Annotated in this window: 17 protein-coding genes; 10 read left to right on the plus strand and 7 right to left on the minus strand. The window is 60.1% G+C overall.

Annotated elements, in window-relative coordinates:
• Positions 1-11 precede the first annotated feature (11 nt).
• The 3 genes from AB9L16_RS04575 to AB9L16_RS04585 form a co-directional block, all read right to left on the minus strand.
• Positions 12-743, minus strand: a complete 732-nt coding sequence (locus tag AB9L16_RS04575; protein WP_056783114.1) for a GntR family transcriptional regulator — start codon at positions 741-743, stop codon at positions 12-14.
• A 282-nt stretch (positions 744-1,025) separates the two neighbouring features.
• Complete coding sequence (locus tag AB9L16_RS04580; RefSeq protein ID WP_076566026.1) at positions 1,026-1,541, minus strand: murein L,D-transpeptidase family protein; 516 nt, start codon at positions 1,539-1,541, stop codon at positions 1,026-1,028.
• A 74-nt stretch (positions 1,542-1,615) separates the two neighbouring features.
• Entirely contained in the window at positions 1,616-2,170 is a 555-nt protein-coding gene (locus AB9L16_RS04585; protein WP_056783116.1) for an NUDIX hydrolase, read from the minus strand.
• A 147-nt stretch (positions 2,171-2,317) separates the two neighbouring features.
• Here AB9L16_RS04585 and AB9L16_RS04590 point away from each other — a divergent pair, with 147 nt between their 5' ends.
• From AB9L16_RS04590 to purT, 5 genes are all read left to right on the plus strand, one after another.
• Positions 2,318-2,917 carry a CoA pyrophosphatase gene (locus AB9L16_RS04590; protein WP_016771547.1) on the plus strand — a complete coding sequence of 200 codons (600 nt, stop codon included), beginning with the start codon at positions 2,318-2,320 and terminating at the stop codon, positions 2,915-2,917.
• A gap of 38 nt (positions 2,918-2,955) precedes the next feature.
• Positions 2,956-3,480: a gamma carbonic anhydrase family protein gene (locus AB9L16_RS04595; protein WP_016771546.1), complete on the plus strand. Its 525-nt coding sequence runs from the start codon at positions 2,956-2,958 to the stop codon at positions 3,478-3,480.
• Complete coding sequence (locus tag AB9L16_RS04600) at positions 3,477-3,692, plus strand: DUF1289 domain-containing protein (protein WP_039759143.1); 216 nt, start codon at positions 3,477-3,479, stop codon at positions 3,690-3,692. The genes AB9L16_RS04595 and AB9L16_RS04600 overlap by 4 nt, the downstream gene beginning before the upstream one ends.
• A gap of 153 nt (positions 3,693-3,845) precedes the next feature.
• Positions 3,846-4,313: a VUT family protein gene (locus AB9L16_RS04605; protein ID WP_016771544.1), complete on the plus strand. Its 468-nt coding sequence runs from the start codon at positions 3,846-3,848 to the stop codon at positions 4,311-4,313.
• 100 nt (positions 4,314-4,413) lie between these two features.
• On the plus strand, positions 4,414-5,595 hold the full coding sequence (gene purT, locus AB9L16_RS04610) for a formate-dependent phosphoribosylglycinamide formyltransferase (RefSeq protein WP_150742857.1): 1,182 nt from the start codon (positions 4,414-4,416) through the stop codon (positions 5,593-5,595).
• A 124-nt stretch (positions 5,596-5,719) separates the two neighbouring features.
• On the opposite strand, the gene AB9L16_RS04615 is transcribed toward purT, so the two are convergent.
• The 3 genes from AB9L16_RS04615 to AB9L16_RS04625 all read right to left on the minus strand — a co-directional run bounded on the left by AB9L16_RS04615 (position 5,720) and on the right by AB9L16_RS04625 (position 9,378).
• Complete coding sequence (locus AB9L16_RS04615) at positions 5,720-7,036, minus strand: MFS transporter (RefSeq protein WP_041478199.1); 1,317 nt, start codon at positions 7,034-7,036, stop codon at positions 5,720-5,722.
• Between the two features lie 275 nt (positions 7,037-7,311).
• Positions 7,312-8,553, minus strand: coding sequence for a CNNM domain-containing protein (locus tag AB9L16_RS04620; RefSeq protein ID WP_375123169.1), 1,242 nt, complete (start codon positions 8,551-8,553; stop codon positions 7,312-7,314).
• A 12-nt stretch (positions 8,554-8,565) separates the two neighbouring features.
• Positions 8,566-9,378, minus strand: coding sequence for an inner membrane protein YpjD (locus tag AB9L16_RS04625; protein ID WP_016771539.1), 813 nt, complete (start codon positions 9,376-9,378; stop codon positions 8,566-8,568).
• A 210-nt stretch (positions 9,379-9,588) separates the two neighbouring features.
• On the opposite strand from AB9L16_RS04625, the gene ffh reads away from it, so the two are divergent.
• From ffh to rplS, 5 genes are all read left to right on the plus strand, one after another.
• Entirely contained in the window at positions 9,589-10,965 is a 1,377-nt protein-coding gene (gene ffh / locus AB9L16_RS04630) for a signal recognition particle protein (RefSeq protein WP_007967791.1), read from the plus strand.
• A 261-nt stretch (positions 10,966-11,226) separates the two neighbouring features.
• Complete coding sequence (gene rpsP, locus AB9L16_RS04635) at positions 11,227-11,478, plus strand: 30S ribosomal protein S16 (protein ID WP_003185073.1); 252 nt, start codon at positions 11,227-11,229, stop codon at positions 11,476-11,478.
• A 5-nt stretch (positions 11,479-11,483) separates the two neighbouring features.
• Positions 11,484-12,020 (plus strand): ribosome maturation factor RimM, encoded by a 537-nt coding sequence (gene rimM, locus AB9L16_RS04640; protein ID WP_016771538.1) that lies wholly within the window; start codon positions 11,484-11,486, stop codon positions 12,018-12,020.
• A 2-nt stretch (positions 12,021-12,022) separates the two neighbouring features.
• Positions 12,023-12,775: a tRNA (guanosine(37)-N1)-methyltransferase TrmD gene (gene trmD / locus AB9L16_RS04645; RefSeq protein WP_038860625.1), complete on the plus strand. Its 753-nt coding sequence runs from the start codon at positions 12,023-12,025 to the stop codon at positions 12,773-12,775.
• A 45-nt stretch (positions 12,776-12,820) separates the two neighbouring features.
• A complete protein-coding gene (gene rplS / locus AB9L16_RS04650; protein WP_041478196.1) occupies positions 12,821-13,171 on the plus strand; it encodes a 50S ribosomal protein L19 in 351 nt (116 codons plus the stop codon).
• A gap of 166 nt (positions 13,172-13,337) precedes the next feature.
• Here rplS and AB9L16_RS04655 read toward each other — a convergent pair whose 3' ends face one another.
• Positions 13,338-15,146 carry a cation:proton antiporter gene (locus tag AB9L16_RS04655; RefSeq protein WP_375123170.1) on the minus strand — a complete coding sequence of 603 codons (1,809 nt, stop codon included), beginning with the start codon at positions 15,144-15,146 and terminating at the stop codon, positions 13,338-13,340.
• Between the last annotated feature and the right edge of the window lie 54 nt (positions 15,147-15,200).

Raw genomic sequence — 15,200 nt, forward strand, 5'->3', positions numbered from 1 at the left:
GACGCGGCTCTTTATCTACGAAGCTCTGCAACAAAGTCGTAGTAGTCGTTGCGGCAATAGGTGTCGGTGACTTCGATCGGTGTGTTGTCTTCCAGATAGCCGACCCGGGTCATCAGCAGCATGGCGGTGCCGGGGGCGATACCGACCAGTGCGGCGAATTCGTCCGAGGCGTTGATTGCCTGGATGTGCTGAAGGGCGCGGACGATCGGTTTGCCGATGCCGTCGAGGTATTCGTACAGCGAATCGCCCACCGCTTGCGGCCTGGGCATGATCGACGCGGGCAGGGTGCTCATCTCGATCGCCATGACCGTGTCATCGGCTTTGCGCAGGCGCTTCATGCGCGCCACCTTGTCATTCGGCGACAGGCTGAGGCGGATCAGTTCTTCGTGGGTTGGGAGGGTGATCTCCCGCTCCAGCCATTTCGAACTCGGCACGAAACCTTTCAGGCGCAGCATCTCGCTGAAGCCGGAAAGACGCGACAGTGGTTGTTCCAGGCGTGGGGTGATGAACGTGCCCGAGCCTTGCAGGCGGCGGATCAGGCCTTGCTCGAGCAAGACTTCCAGCGCCTTGCGTGCGGTGACCCGGGAGATGCCGAGCTGGTCGCTGAGATTGCGCTCGGACGGCATCGCCTGTTCGGCCTTCCACTGCCCGGCATGAATCGCCGCTTCCAGATTGCGCGCCAGTTGCAAGTACAGCGGCGTCGGCTGGGAATCGTCGGGACGTAGGGGCTGGAGGTCGTTCATTTAGGTCGTTTCCGTCGCGAGTATAGGATTGTTGTGGCTCGCTTGTGCGACGGAAGCTAATACCACTTGAATACCATGTCAACGCGATGAAATGGCATCTAACCCAATAGATTGGCGGTTTTCAGGGGGCAATGTTTAAAGTGGTATTAGTGATGGCCTATAAAAAGCAAAAGATCGCAGCCTGCGACAGCTTCTACAGTTGAGAGTGGTATCACCCCTGTAGTCGCCGTCGCAGGCTGCGATCTTTTGATTTATTTTTTTTGCGGTGACCAGCGGTCGAGGTTACGGACGAATCTCGATCATCGTGCCGTCCGGTACCAGATTCCACACTTCACGCATATCGACGTTGCGCATGGCGATACAGCCGTCGGTCCAGTCGAGGGTATGGAACAGCTGTTCCGGATTGTCTGCCGAGTCCGGGGTGCCGTGGATCATGATCATGCCGCCAGGCTCAACGCCTTCACGACGTGCGCGGGCGGCATCGCTGATGTTCGGGTAGGAGATGTGCATCGACAGGTTGAATTTGTCGCTGGTCTTGCGCCAGTCGATCCAATAGAAACCTTCGGGTGTGCGTTTGTCGCCCTCGATCAGTTTCGGCCCTTTCTTCGCGCCCTTGCCCAAGGAAATGCGATAGGTCTTCAGCGGCTTGCCGTCGGCAATCAGCTGCAGTTGGTGGGCTGATTTGAGTACCAGGACTTTTTCGATCAGTGGAGTGTTCGAGGGCGTCACGGTGGTCACGAATGACGCTTGCGAAACGCTGACGAACGACAGGCAGAACAGGGCAAGCAACCAGCGCATTGAAACGATTCCCCAAGGAGTGACGCAATCAGGTTTTAGGTAGGAGTTGCCGAAGGCTGCGATCTTTTGATCTTCTAGCCAACAATCACCGGCTGAACCAATGGCGGAATCGATTCCGAACGAACCGGATACTTCTCGACGCGCCGATCAGCGAAGAAGCATTCTAAGGTACGCCCGACCGTGCGGAAAGCCAGCTCGTCCCAGGGAATGTCGGCTTCTTCGAACAGCTGCACTTCAAGGCTTTCCGGCCCGGCCGCGTATTGCAGATCGGCCAGTTCGGCGCGAAAGAACACATGCACCTGGCTGATGTGCGGCACGTCGATCAGCGTGTAAATGCTCAGGTTGCGCACCCGGGCGCAGGCTTCTTCAGCCGTTTCGCGGATGGCGGCCTGCTCGATGGTCTCGCCGTTTTCCATGAAGCCGGCAGGTAGCGTCCAGTAACCGAGACGCGGCTCGATGGCGCGGCGGCAGAGCAGCACTTTCGTCCCCCACGTCGGCACGCACCCGGCGACGATATTGGGGTTCTGGTAGTGAATGGTCTGACAGCTGTCGCAGACAAATCGCAGCCGCGAGTCGCCTTCGGGAATGCGCTGGGTGACCGGGTTACCGCAGTGGCTGCAAAATTTCATGCTCGGGTTCCTGAATGCTGCGCCTATCTTGGCGTGCAGCGGGGCCGGTCGGCAAGTTGTCGTTTCGCGACACGACGGGTTTCGGGGGCTTGGGCGCTCGCTTTGATTGGTGCATGATGCGGAGCAAGGCACCGATCGAGAACACTCATGCTGGACGAGCTACTGCATAGGGTAAGCAACCACACACCGCGCACGCTGGAGACCGACGCACGTTTTCCCGAAGCCGCCGTGCTGGTGCCGATCACCCGCAGTGACGAACCGGAACTGGTCCTGACCCTGCGCGCCAGCGGGCTTTCGACCCACGGCGGCGAGGTCGCCTTCCCTGGTGGACGCCGCGACCCGGAAGACCCGGACCTGATCTTCACCGCGCTGCGCGAAGCCGAAGAAGAAATCGGCCTGCCGCCGGGTCTGGTCGAAGTCATCGGCCCGCTGAGTCCGCTGATTTCCCTGCACGGCATCAAGGTAACGCCGTATGTCGGGGTGATTCCCGACTTCGTCGAATACCAACCCAACGATGCCGAGATCGCCGCCGTCTTCAGCGTACCGCTGGAATTCTTCCGCAAGGACCCGCGCGAGCATACCCATCGCATCGACTATCAGGGCCGCAGCTGGTACGTGCCGAGCTATCGCTTCGGCGAGTACAAGATCTGGGGCCTGACGGCGATCATGATCGTCGAGTTGATCAACCTGCTCTATGACGCCAAAATCAGCCTGCACCGACCGCCGAAAAGTTTTATCGATACCTGAGCCGTCGTTCGAACGGCCGTGAGCCCGAGGAAAACAAAATGAAATACCGCCTGGGCGACGCCCGTGTCGAAACCCATCCGCAGAGCTGGGTCGCGCCCAATGCCGTACTGGTGGGCAAGGTTCGCCTGGAAGAGGGCGCCAACGTCTGGTTCAACGCCGTATTGCGCGGCGACAACGAACTGATCCTCATCGGCAAGAACAGCAACGTGCAGGATGGCACGGTGATGCACACCGACATGGGCTATCCACTGACCATCGGTACCGGCGTGACCATCGGCCACAACGCCATGCTCCACGGCTGCACGGTCGGCGATTACAGCCTGATCGGTATCAACGCGGTGATTCTCAACGGCGCGAAGATCGGCAAGAACTGCATCATCGGCGCCAATTCGCTGATCGGCGAAGGCAAGGAAATTCCCGACGGCTCGCTGGTGATGGGCTCGCCGGGCAAGGTCGTGCGGGAACTGACCGAGGCGCAAAAGAAGATGCTCGAAGCCAGCGCCGCGCACTATGTGCATAACTCGCAGCGTTACGCCCGCGATCTGGTCGAGCAGGAACAATGACGACTGTTGAACGACCCGTTGCCTCGCCGTGTGTGAATATCTGCGCGCTGGACGAAGATGACGTTTGTACCGGGTGCCAGCGCACGGTCGCGGAGATCACCCGCTGGGGCCGCATGAACAATGACGAGCGCCGCGTGGTGCTGGGGTTGTGTCATGAACGGGCGAAGGCGAGTGGATTGGTCTGGATGATTCCCGCGAAGTCAGGCGTCTGAACCACTGCTTTCGCGAGCAGGCTCGCTCCCACTTTGAAATGCATTCAAATGTGGGAGCGAGCCTGCTCGCGAAGACGTCGGTCCTGTCACCGCACCTATTGGCGCAATACCAGCGCTCAAGTAACCTGTGCGCCAAATCGACAGGCCGCCCCCATGATCTTTCTCATCGCCTACATCAGCAGCGTCGTGCTGATCAACTTCGCCTTTTCCACCGCACCGCACCTGGACATCATCTGGTCGGCCTGGGGCGGGCTGGTGTTCGTGCTGCGCGACATGGTGCAAACGCGCTTCGGTCACGGCGCGATCGTGGCGATGCTGGCGGCGCTGGTGCTTTCCTACATCACTTCCGACCCTTCCATCGCGCTGGCCAGCGCCACGGCGTTCGCGGTCTCCGAGTGCATCGACTGGCTGGTGTTCAGCATCACCAAGCGGCCATTGCGTGATCGTCTGTGGATCAGTTCGGCGCTGAGTATTCCACTGGATACCTTCATCTTCTTCGGCATGATCGACGCCTTGACGCCGCCGGTGATCATCACCGCGCTGGCCTCGAAGTTCGCCGGCGTCACCGCCGTCTGGCTGATCATGGCCTGGCGTGATCGCAAACAGGCTGTCGCCAGCTGAAGCCAAACCCTCGGGTTCATGTAAAATGCCGCGCTTTCTCCCCATGGAAAGCGCACCTGCGTGGCTTTCCTCGATGATCCGCTTCCTTTGAGGACCTGAGATGACCCGTATCGGAACTCCATTGTCGCCAACCGCGACCCGCGTATTGCTGTGTGGCTGTGGTGAGTTGGGCAAGGAAGTGGTAATCGAACTGCAGCGCCTGGGCGTTGAAGTGGTTGCCGTCGACCGCTACGCCAACGCGCCGGCCATGCAAGTCGCCCATCGCAGCCACGTGATCAACATGCTCGACGGCGCCGCCCTGCGTGCAGTCATCGAAGCCGAGAAGCCGCACTTCATCGTGCCGGAAATCGAAGCCATCGCCACCGCCACGCTGGTCGAGCTGGAAGCCGAAGGCTTCACCGTAATTCCGACCGCGCGTGCGGCGCAACTGACCATGAACCGCGAAGGCATCCGTCGTCTGGCTGCCGAAGAGTTGGATCTGCCGACTTCGCCGTACCACTTTGCCGACACCTTCGAGGACTACAGCAAAGCCGTTCAGGACCTGGGTTTCCCCTGCGTGGTCAAGCCGGTAATGAGTTCGTCGGGCAAGGGTCAGAGCCTGCTGCGCAGCGCCGATGATGTGCAAAAAGCCTGGGATTACGCGCAAGAGGGCGGTCGCGCCGGCAAAGGTCGGGTGATCATCGAAGGCTTCATCGATTTCGATTACGAAATCACCCTGCTGACCGTGCGCCACATTGGCGGCACCACGTTCTGCGCACCGGTCGGTCACCGTCAGGAGAAGGGCGACTATCAGGAATCCTGGCAGCCGCAGGCCATGAGCCCGATTGCTCTGGCTGAATCCGAGCGTGTTGCCAAAGCTGTGACTGAAGCGCTGGGAGGTCGTGGTCTGTTCGGCGTCGAGCTGTTCATCAAGGGCGACCAGGTGTGGTTCAGCGAAGTTTCGCCACGGCCGCATGACACCGGGCTGGTGACGCTGATCTCTCAGGACCTGTCGCAGTTTGCCCTGCATGCCCGCGCCATTCTCGGCCTGCCGGTACCGCTGATCCGTCAGTTCGGCCCGTCGGCGTCGGCAGTGATTCTGGTTGAAGGCCAGTCGACCCAGACCGCATTCGCCAATCTGGGCGCTGCGTTGAGCGAGCCGGATACCGCGCTGCGTCTGTTCGGCAAGCCGGAAGTGAACGGTCAGCGCCGCATGGGCGTGGCGCTGGCGCGGGATGAGTCGATCGAGGCTGCTCGCGCCAAGGCGACCCGTGCGTCGCAGGCGGTTGTTGTCGAGCTGTAAACCGGGTCGCGGCATCCATTCGCGAGCAGGCTCGCTCCCACATGGGATTGGGTGAACAGAGAATCTGTGACCAATCCCAAAACCCTGTGGGAGCGAGCCTGCTCGCGAAGCTCTTGATCTTCTGTCAGGCAACCTGATTCAGATCGTTATTGCGCGTCTCCTTCAAACACAACACCGCGATCAGGCTCAACACCGCTGCCGCCGACACATACCCGCCGACATAGCTCAACCCGCCCATCGCCACCAGTTTCTGCGCGAAGAACGGCGCCGCCGAGGCCCCGACGATGCCGCCCAGGTTGTACGCCGCTGAAGCGCCGGTATAACGCACGTGGGTCGGAAACAGCTCAGGCAACAGCGCGCCCATCGGTGCGAATGTCACGCCCATCAAAAACAACTCGATGCACAGAAACAGCGCCACGCCCCAGGTCGAGCCCTGCGTCAGCAACGGTTCCATCAGGAATCCGGACAGAATCGCCAGCACACCACCGATGATCAGCACCGGTTTGCGCCCGTAACGATCGCTGGCCCAAGCGGATAATGGCGTCGCTGCCGCCATGAACAACACGGCAAAGCACAGCAGGCCCAAGAACGTTTCGCGGCTATAACCCAGCGTGGCCACGCCGTAGCTCAGGGAAAATACCGTCGAAATGTAGAACAGCGCATAGCACACCACCATCGCCGCCGCACCGAGCAAGGTCGGCGCCCAGTATTGGCTGAACAACTCGACCAGCGGCACTTTCACTCGCTCCTGACGGGCGATCGCATTGGCGAACACTGGCGTTTCATGCAATTTGAGGCGCACATACAGGCCGACCATCACCAGCGCCGCGCTGAGCAGAAACGGAATGCGCCAGCCCCAGCTGCGGAACTGTTCATCATCCAGGGTCATCGCCAGGGTCAGAAACAGGCCGTTGGCCGCAAGAAAACCAATCGATGGCCCGAGCTGCGGGAACATGCCGAACCAGGCGCGTTTGCCCTTCGGCGCGTTTTCCGTGGCCAGCAGCGCCGCACCGCCCCATTCGCCGCCAAGGCCCAGGCCCTGACCGAAACGCAGCACGCACAGCAGAATCGGCGCCCAGGCACCAATGCTGTCGTAGCCCGGTAGCACGCCAATCAAGGTGGTGCACACGCCCATCAACAGCAGCGAGGCGACCAGCGTCGACTTGCGCCCGATGCGGTCGCCGAAGTGGCCAAACAGTGCTGAACCCAGTGGTCGGGCGAGGAAGGCAATGCCGAAAGTGAGAAACGCCGAAAGCATCTGCGCCGTGCCGGAGGTCTGCGGAAAGAACACCGGCCCGATCACAAGCGCCGCAGCAGTGGCGTAAACGTAGAAGTCGTAGAACTCGATAGCAGTGCCGATAAAGCTTGCCGTGGCCACGCGGGTGGCGGAATTGGTCGGCTGGGCAGGCGCGGTTTCGCTGTAAGCGGTATGGGTCGTCATGCGGTGATCCCTGACAGTCATGAGCTCCAGTGGAGCGAATTATTATGGTGGAACACCCAGGGATGTGGGGTAGGGCGCGAGCGCTGTTTCGAGTAGGAACAGTCGTCGGTTTGCAGCGGAAACAGCCAGGATCCGGGCAGTGCCGGGTAGGCACAGGGATCGACGGCGCTTGGGTAAGCGCCTCGATTATAGGAAGGGGGCTAACGATCAAACAAGCGCAAAAGATCGCAGGGTAGGAGCTGCCGAAGGCTGCGATCTTTTGATCTTTTGATCTTTTATCTGGCGGGCACCAAAGCAGGAGCAGAAGAGGTATGCCAGATCAGCACCTTGCTCACCCGGTTCTCTTCGGTCTCGAGGATTTCCAGTCGATAACGCCCGATCTTCAGGCACACCGCGCTTTCCGGAATGGTTTCCAGCGCTTCGGTGACCAGGCCGTTCAGGGTCTTCGGCCCGTCGCTCGGCAGGTGCCAGCCCAGGCACTTGTTCAGGTCGCGGATCGACGCGGCGCCATCGATCACCATTCGACCGTCGGCCTGGGGATGAATGTGCGGATTGTCGAGGCTGTGCTCGCTTTCGGATTCGCCGACGATTTCTTCGAGAATGTCTTCAAGGGTGACGATGCCCAGCACTTCACCGTACTCGTCCACGACCATGCCGAGACGGCGTTGCTGTTTGTGGAAGTTCAGCAGTTGCAATTGCAGCGGCGTGCTTTCCGGGACGAAGTAGGGCTCGTAGCTGGCGGCCAGCAGCGCCTCGCGGGTCAATCCGCCGTTGCTCAGCAAATGGCCGATCTGGCGAGTGTTGAGCACCGCTTCGACCTGATTGATGTCACTGTGAAACACCGGCAGACGCGTGCGCTTGTTCTCGCGCAGTTGCTCGATGATCTCTTCGATCGGATCGTCGAGGTTGATGCCGTCGACGTCACTGCGCGGCACCAGAATGTCGTTGACCGTGATGTTGTCCAGCGCATGAATGCCCGACACCGGGTGGGCGCGGACCGGATGTTCGGGATCATCATCGTGATCGGCCGGCAACTCGTCCTCGCTCTGTTGCACCACCTGAGCCTTGCGCGTGAACGGGCTCAGCAGCAAAGTGCTGACCCGGCTGAACAGCCACGCGAACGGGTAGACGATTTTCATCGGTACGGCCAGCAGGGCATTGCCGAACGCCAGCACGGCGTCGGGATAGCGCCGGGCCACGGTGCGTGGGAAATAATCGGCGAACACCAACAGGATGCCACCGGCGCCCAGGCAGGCCGCCCACGGGCCATTTTCTTCGCAGAGAAAAATCGCCAGCAGCGTCGCGAGGATCACCGCGAGGGCGCGGCACAGGGTGTTGCAGAGGATCAGGCTGTCGAGCGGGAAGCTCAGCTTCGCCAGCGGCTTGTCGCTGGCGCGCGAGGCGATCCGTTGCGCGAGCAGGTGCTGCTGCGCGATTTCGACGGCGGTAAACAGCCCTGACCATAAGATCAGCAGGACAAATACCGCGAGCATCGGCCCTATGGGCAAACCGTCCATTTATGCCGCCCGTCAGATGTGCAGTATGTATTCACGAACCAGTTTGCTGCCGAAGTACGCCAGCATCAGCAGGCAGAAACCAGCGAGGGTCCAGCGAATCGCCTTGTGGCCGCGCCAGCCCAGTCGGTTGCGACCCCACAGCAGCACGCTGAAGACGATCCATGCCAGACAGGCCAGCAGGGTCTTGTGCACCAGATGCTGGGCGAACAGATTCTCAACGAACAGCCAACCGGAAATCAGCGACAGCGACAGCAGCGTCCAGCCGGCCCAGAGAAAGCCGAACAGCAGGCTTTCCATGGTTTGCAGGGGCGGGAAGTTCTTGATCAGTCCGGACGGGTGCTTGTGCTTGAGCTGATGGTCCTGAACCAGCAGCAGCAACGCCTGGAACACGGCGATGGTGAACATGCCGTAGGCGAGGATCGACAATAGAATGTGCGCGAGAATGCCCGGCTCTTCGTCGATGATCTGCACTGTGCCGGTCGGCGCGAACTGCGCCAGCAATACCGTGATCGCACCGAGCGGGAACAGGAGCACCAGCAGGTTTTCCACCGGGATCCGCGAACAGGCCAGCAGAGTCAGGGCAATCACCGCAGCGGCAATCAGGCTGGACGCGCTGAAGAAGTCCAGACCGAGGCCGATCGGGGTCAATAGATGTGTAAGCAGGCTGGCGCCGTGGGCGAGCACGGCGAATACGCCGAGGCTGACCAGCAGGCGCTTGTTCGCCTTGGCGCCGGTGGCCAGGCGGGTACTTTGATAGACGGTCGCAGCGGCATAGAGCAGGGCGGCGGCGAGGGTGGTCAGCAAACTGGGTGACAAGGGGAGCATAAATCCTGTTAGGCGAGCCCGAAAGGCGCTGAGTTTGGCATAGAACCGGCACGGCACGAAAGACTCCGCAAGCTGACAGCGAGGTGTCCGCCGGCCGCAGTCTTCGCTATAATCCGCGACCTGCCCACGCCGCAGGCTCGCCGAGCACATGTTGATTCCGGTCTGGGCCGCCATTATCCCGGTTCGTACAGGGCCTGAAAGGATCGCGCAATGTTTGAAAACTTAACCGACCGTCTCTCGCAGACGCTGCGCCATGTCACCGGCAAGGCCAAGCTGACCGAGGACAATATCAAAGACACCCTGCGTGAAGTGCGCATGGCGTTGCTCGAAGCTGACGTCGCATTGCCGGTGGTCAAGGACTTCGTCAATTCGGTCAAGGAGCGCGCTGTCGGCACCGAGGTGTCGCGCAGCCTGACGCCGGGCCAAGCGTTCGTGAAGATCGTCCAGGCCGAACTCGAAAGCCTGATGGGCGCGGCCAACGAAGACCTCAACCTGAGTGCCGTTCCGCCAGCCGTGATTCTGATGGCCGGTCTGCAGGGCGCGGGTAAAACCACCACTGCCGGTAAGCTGGCGCGCTTCCTTAAAGAGCGCAAGAAGAAGTCGGTCATGGTCGTGTCTGCGGACATTTACCGTCCGGCCGCGATCAAGCAGCTGGAAACCCTGGCCAACGACATTGGCGTGACATTCTTCCCGTCCGACCTGAGCCAGAAGCCGGTCGACATCGCCAATGCGGCTATTAAAGAAGCCAAACTGAAATTCATCGACGTGGTCATCGTCGACACCGCCGGTCGTCTGCACATCGACGAAGAGATGATGGGCGAGATCAAAGCGCTGCACGCCGCGATCAACCCGGTTGAAACCCTGTTCGTGGTCGACGCGATGACCGGTCAGGACGCCGCCAACACCGCCAAGGCGTTCGGCGATGCGCTGCCGCTGACCGGTGTGATCCTGACCAAGGTCGACGGCGACGCCCGTGGCGGTGCCGCGCTGTCGGTGCGCGCCATCACCGGCAAGCCGATCAAGTTCATCGGTATGGGCGAGAAGAGCGAAGCGCTCGATCCGTTCCACCCTGAGCGTATCGCCTCGCGGATCCTTGGCATGGGCGACGTGCTCAGCCTGATCGAACAGGCCGAAGCGACCCTCGACAAGGACAAGGCCGACAAACTGGCCAAGAAGCTGAAAAAGGGCAAGGGCTTCGACCTCGAAGACTTCCGCGATCAGCTGCAACAGATGAAGAACATGGGCGGCCTCGGCGGCCTCATGGACAAACTGCCGAGCATCGGCGGCGTCAACCTGTCGCAGATGGGCAATGCCCAGAACGCCGCAGAAAAGCAATTCAAACAGATGGAAGCCATCATCAATTCCATGACCCCGGCCGAGCGCCGCGACCCTGAGCTGATCAGCGGTTCGCGCAAGCGTCGGATCGCCATGGGTTCCGGCACGCAGGTGCAGGACATCGGCCGCTTGATCAAGCAGCACAAGCAGATGCAGAAGATGATGAAGAAATTCACCGCCAAGGGCGGTATGGCGAAAATGATGCGCGGCATGGGCGGTATGTTGCCCGGCGGCGGCATGCCGAAAATGTGAGACAGGACACCAAGACTTCGCCGGTCGTCGCACCGGCGCAGACCCTGCAAGGACGCAGGATCAACAGCAAACCCGCACTCGGCGGGAGCTGACTGGCCGTTTTTAACGACGGCTCTCTATGCAAATCTGCACGGCATGCCATGGGCGCCGGAAAAAGTCATTTGCAAAAGTCCGGATATTCCTTAGAATATGCGGCCTTTCGGGCACCCATGCCCGCTGTGCATTTAGATTTGCAGCACCGACTACAGGAACGATGTTCACATGCTAACAATCCGTCTTGCCCTTGGCGGCTCCAAAAAGCGCCCGTTTTACCACCTGACCGTAACCGACTCGCGTAACCCGCGTGACGGCTCCCACAAAGAACAGGTTGGTTTCTTCAACCCTGTTGCCCGTGGTCAGGAAATCCGTCTGTCCGTGAACCAAGAGCGCGTTGCCTACTGGCTGAGCGTTGGTGCACAACCTTCTGAGCGCGTTGCTCAGTTGTTGAAGGAATCTGCCAAGGCTGCGGCCTGAGCAATATGAACGCGACGCCAGCCCCTGCCGATGATTTGATCGTTATTGGCAAAATTTATTCTGTTCATGGCGTTCGCGGCGAAGTGAAGGTTTATTCCTTTACTGATCCGACTGAAAACCTGTTGCAGTACAAAACCTGGACGCTCAAGCGCGAAGGCAATGTCAAACAGGTCGAGCTGGTCAGTGGACGCGGGAGCGACAAGTTCCTGGTCGCCAAGCTCAAGGGTCTCGATGATCGTGAAGAAGCTCGTCTTCTGGCCGGTTATGAGATCTGCGTGCCGCGCAACCTGTTCGCTGAATTGACCGAAGGCGAGTACTACTGGTACCAGCTGGAAGGTCTGAAGGTCATCGACACCCTCGGGCAACTGCTCGGGAAAATCGATCATCTTCTGGAAACCGGCGCCAATGATGTAATGGTCGTCAAGCCTTGCGCTGGCAGCCTGGATGATCGCGAACGCCTGTTGCCCTATACGGAGCAATGCGTGTTGGCCGTCGACCTGGAAGCGGGCGAGATGAAGGTGGATTGGGACGCGGACTTCTGAACGTGGCTAACTTGCGCGTAGAAGTGATCAGTTTGTTTCCCGAGATGTTTTCCGCCATTGGCGATTACGGCATCACCAGTCGTGCGGTCAAACAGGGGCTCTTGCAGCTGACCTGTTGGAATCCGCGAGATTACACGACGGATCGGCATCACACTGTGGACGATCGCCCGTTTGGCGGTGGTCCGGGCATGGTGATGAAGATCAAGCCCCTGGAAGATGCTCTGGCCCAGGCCAAGGCAGCAGCCGGGGAGGCGGCGAAGGTGATTTACCTGTCCCCCCAAGGCCGTCAACTGACTCAGTCGGCGGTACGCGAGCTGGCACAATCGGATGCATTGATCCTGATTGCCGGCCGCTACGAAGGCATTGACGAGCGCTTTATTGAGGCTCATGTCGATGAAGAGTGGTCGATTGGCGACTATGTACTGTCTGGCGGCGAGCTGCCGGCCATGGTCCTGATCGATGCGGTTACACGACTGCTGCCTGGAGCTTTAGGGCATGCGGATTCCGCTGAGGAAGATTCCTTTACGGATGGTCTGCTGGATTGCCCGCATTACACCCGACCGGAGGTGTATGCGGATCAGCGTGTTCCCGACGTGTTGCTGAGTGGCAATCACGCGCATATCCGGCGTTGGCGTTTACAGCAGTCCCTTGGTCGGACCTATGAACGACGCGCCGATCTTCTGGAAAGCCGCTCGCTTTCTGGAGAAGAGAAGAAGCTGCTCGAGGAATACATCCGCGAGCGGGACGATAGTTAACAACGTATCGATGGTAGATCGAACGATTTACCTTAGGAGCACAGCATGACCAACAAAATCATCCTTGCACTCGAAGCAGAGCAGATGAGCAAAGAAATCCCTACCTTCGCCCCAGGCGACACTATTGTCGTTCAGGTGAAAGTGAAGGAAGGCGATCGTTCCCGTCTGCAAGCGTTCGAAGGCGTTGTAATCGCCAAGCGTAACCGCGGCGTGAACAGTGCGTTCACCGTTCGTAAAATCTCCAACGGTGTTGGCGTAGAACGTACTTTCCAGACCTACTCCCCGCAGATCGACAGCATGGCTGTTAAACGTCGCGGTGACGTACGTAAAGCCAAGCTGTACTACCTGCGCGACCTGTCGGGTAAAGCAGCACGCATCAAGGAAAAACTGGCTTAAGCCCAGCTTCCGATGCAGAAAAAAGCAGCCTACGGGCTGCTTTTTTGTTGCCCGGGATTTGTGCTGCAAAGATCTTCAGTCTGTCCGTGACCCAGTCGCGGCCTTCGCGAGCAGGCTCGCTCCCACAGGAATACAGTGGGAGCGAGCCTGCTCGCGAATCGATCCATCAGGCGCTGGAACCTTCTGGTTGAATCAACGCCAGCAACGTCCACCCAGCCCCCGGCTTCAACGCCGTTTCCGGTGTCACCACATGCACCCAGCCGCTGTCATCACGCATGAACAGCAACGTTGCGCGGTTGCCGTGCAGCGCCCGGTAATCATCCCAGCCAAACCCATCCGTCAAGGTTGTGCTGTACAGCTCGGCACCCTGGCCCATCAGGCCGGCCAGTTTCGAATAGGTCAGTGCCTCACTGCCCAACTGATTGCCCCGGTGTTCCAGGCTCGCCCGATGTTTATCGCTGCGGCGGATTTCATGGCCGCTGGCCAGACCGAACAGGCGCTGATGACCGAAGTCATGACGAAAGCGCATCGCCGCCAATGTGTTCAGCTCGCCCGACGGTGACAGCGCCAGCAAATGCCCCAACCCCACCAGGTCCAGATGCGCGTCAGCATGCTGCGACGCCGGGTTGCCGAAATAAGTCGGCAAGCCTTCCATGCGTGCCGCGCGGATATTCTCCCAGCTCGAATCGGTCAGCAGTACGCGACTGCCCAGTTGCTGCAGCGACTTGCCCAATGCGCGGGCCGGGCCATTGGCTCCAACGATCAGAAAACCGCTCGGCGCCGGTTCGGCGACCTTTAACAGCCGTGCCAGCGGTCGCGCCGTTGCGCTTTGCAAAACCACGGTGCCGATGATCACCGCAAAGGTCAGCGGCACCAGCAGCAGGGCGCCTTCATGTCCGGATTCATCCAGGCGAATCGCGAAAATCGCCGAGACAGCCGCTGCGACGATCCCGCGTGGCGCGATCCAGCACAGCAACGCCCGTTCACGCCAGCTGAGACTGGAACCGGCGGTGCTGAGCAAAACATTCAATGGGCGAGCGATCAACTGGATCACCAGCAGCAGAATCAACACCAGCGGTCCCAGACCGATCAACGCGTTCAGGTCCAGGCGCGCCGCGAGCAGGATGAACAGTCCGGAAATCAGCAACACGCTGAGGTTTTCCTTGAAGTGCAAGATGTGCCGCACGTCCACGCCTTTCATGTTGGCCAGCCACATGCCCATCAGCGTCACCGCCAGCAGGCCGGACTCATGCATCACTTGGTTGGCACCGATGAAGATCGCCAGCACCGCTGCCAGCGAGGCCAGGTTATGCAAGTATTCCGGCAGCCACTGACGCCGGATCACCGTCCCCAGCAGCCAGCCACCGACGACACCAAACACGGCGCCGCAGAGGATCACCCCGCCGAAGGTGAGAAGACTTTGCTTGAGGCCATGCCCTTCAGCGCTGGCGATGATAAAGCTGTACACCACGACGGCGAGCAGAGCGCCGATCGGATCGATGACGATGCCTTCCCAGCGCAGGATGTTGGCGATCGAGGCTTTTGGCCGCACCACCCGCAGCATCGGCACGATTACGGTCGGACCGGTAACCAGCGTCAGGCTGCCAAACAGAATCGCCAGCATCCAGTCGAAGCCCAGCAGAAAGTGCGTGGCCACCGCGATGACGATCCAGGTCGAAATCGCACCGAGGGTCACCAGTCGATGAACGACGCTGCCGATCTCTTTCCATTCCGACAGGTGCAGGGTCAGGCTGCCTTCGAACAGGATCAGCGCCACTGCCAGCGACACCAGTGGCATCAGTAGCGGGCCGAACATTTCCTGCGGGTCGAGCCAACCCAGCAGCGGGCCGGCCAGAATGCCGGTCAGCAGCAGAAACAGAATGGCCGGCAGTTTCAGGCGCCATGCCAGCCACTGACAACCCAGCGCCGCCGCGCCGATCCCGCCAAATGCCAAGAGAATTTGCTGCTCGTTCATTGATGCTCCCTGTTCCTTGATCTGGCTGGCTATGAAAGACTAGCGGCCATTCCC

The organism is Pseudomonas sp. LW8, from assembly GCF_041956865.1.
In the GTDB taxonomy this organism is placed as follows: Bacteria; Pseudomonadota; Gammaproteobacteria; order Pseudomonadales; family Pseudomonadaceae; genus Aquipseudomonas; species Aquipseudomonas siliginis.

Coding starts and splice junctions, on each gene's coding strand:
- AB9L16_RS04605 (WP_016771544.1), top strand. CDS start 3,846: ATGATCTTTCTCATCGCCTACATCAGCAGCGTCGTGCTGATCAACTTC.
- AB9L16_RS04615 (WP_041478199.1), bottom strand. CDS start 7,036: ATGACGACCCATACCGCTTACAGCGAAACCGCGCCTGCCCAGCCGACC.
- rimM (WP_016771538.1), top strand. CDS start 11,484: ATGAACGCGACGCCAGCCCCTGCCGATGATTTGATCGTTATTGGCAAA.
- ffh (WP_007967791.1), top strand. CDS start 9,589: ATGTTTGAAAACTTAACCGACCGTCTCTCGCAGACGCTGCGCCATGTC.
- AB9L16_RS04575 (WP_056783114.1), bottom strand. CDS start 743: ATGAACGACCTCCAGCCCCTACGTCCCGACGATTCCCAGCCGACGCCG.
- AB9L16_RS04595 (WP_016771546.1), top strand. CDS start 2,956: ATGAAATACCGCCTGGGCGACGCCCGTGTCGAAACCCATCCGCAGAGC.
- AB9L16_RS04620 (WP_375123169.1), bottom strand. CDS start 8,553: ATGGACGGTTTGCCCATAGGGCCGATGCTCGCGGTATTTGTCCTGCTG.
- AB9L16_RS04590 (WP_016771547.1), top strand. CDS start 2,318: ATGCTGGACGAGCTACTGCATAGGGTAAGCAACCACACACCGCGCACG.
- rplS (WP_041478196.1), top strand. CDS start 12,821: ATGACCAACAAAATCATCCTTGCACTCGAAGCAGAGCAGATGAGCAAA.
- AB9L16_RS04585 (WP_056783116.1), bottom strand. CDS start 2,170: ATGAAATTTTGCAGCCACTGCGGTAACCCGGTCACCCAGCGCATTCCC.
- AB9L16_RS04600 (WP_039759143.1), top strand. CDS start 3,477: ATGACGACTGTTGAACGACCCGTTGCCTCGCCGTGTGTGAATATCTGC.
- rpsP (WP_003185073.1), top strand. CDS start 11,227: ATGCTAACAATCCGTCTTGCCCTTGGCGGCTCCAAAAAGCGCCCGTTT.
- AB9L16_RS04580 (WP_076566026.1), bottom strand. CDS start 1,541: ATGCGCTGGTTGCTTGCCCTGTTCTGCCTGTCGTTCGTCAGCGTTTCG.
- purT (WP_150742857.1), top strand. CDS start 4,414: ATGACCCGTATCGGAACTCCATTGTCGCCAACCGCGACCCGCGTATTG.
- AB9L16_RS04625 (WP_016771539.1), bottom strand. CDS start 9,378: ATGCTCCCCTTGTCACCCAGTTTGCTGACCACCCTCGCCGCCGCCCTG.
- AB9L16_RS04655 (WP_375123170.1), bottom strand. CDS start 15,146: ATGAACGAGCAGCAAATTCTCTTGGCATTTGGCGGGATCGGCGCGGCG.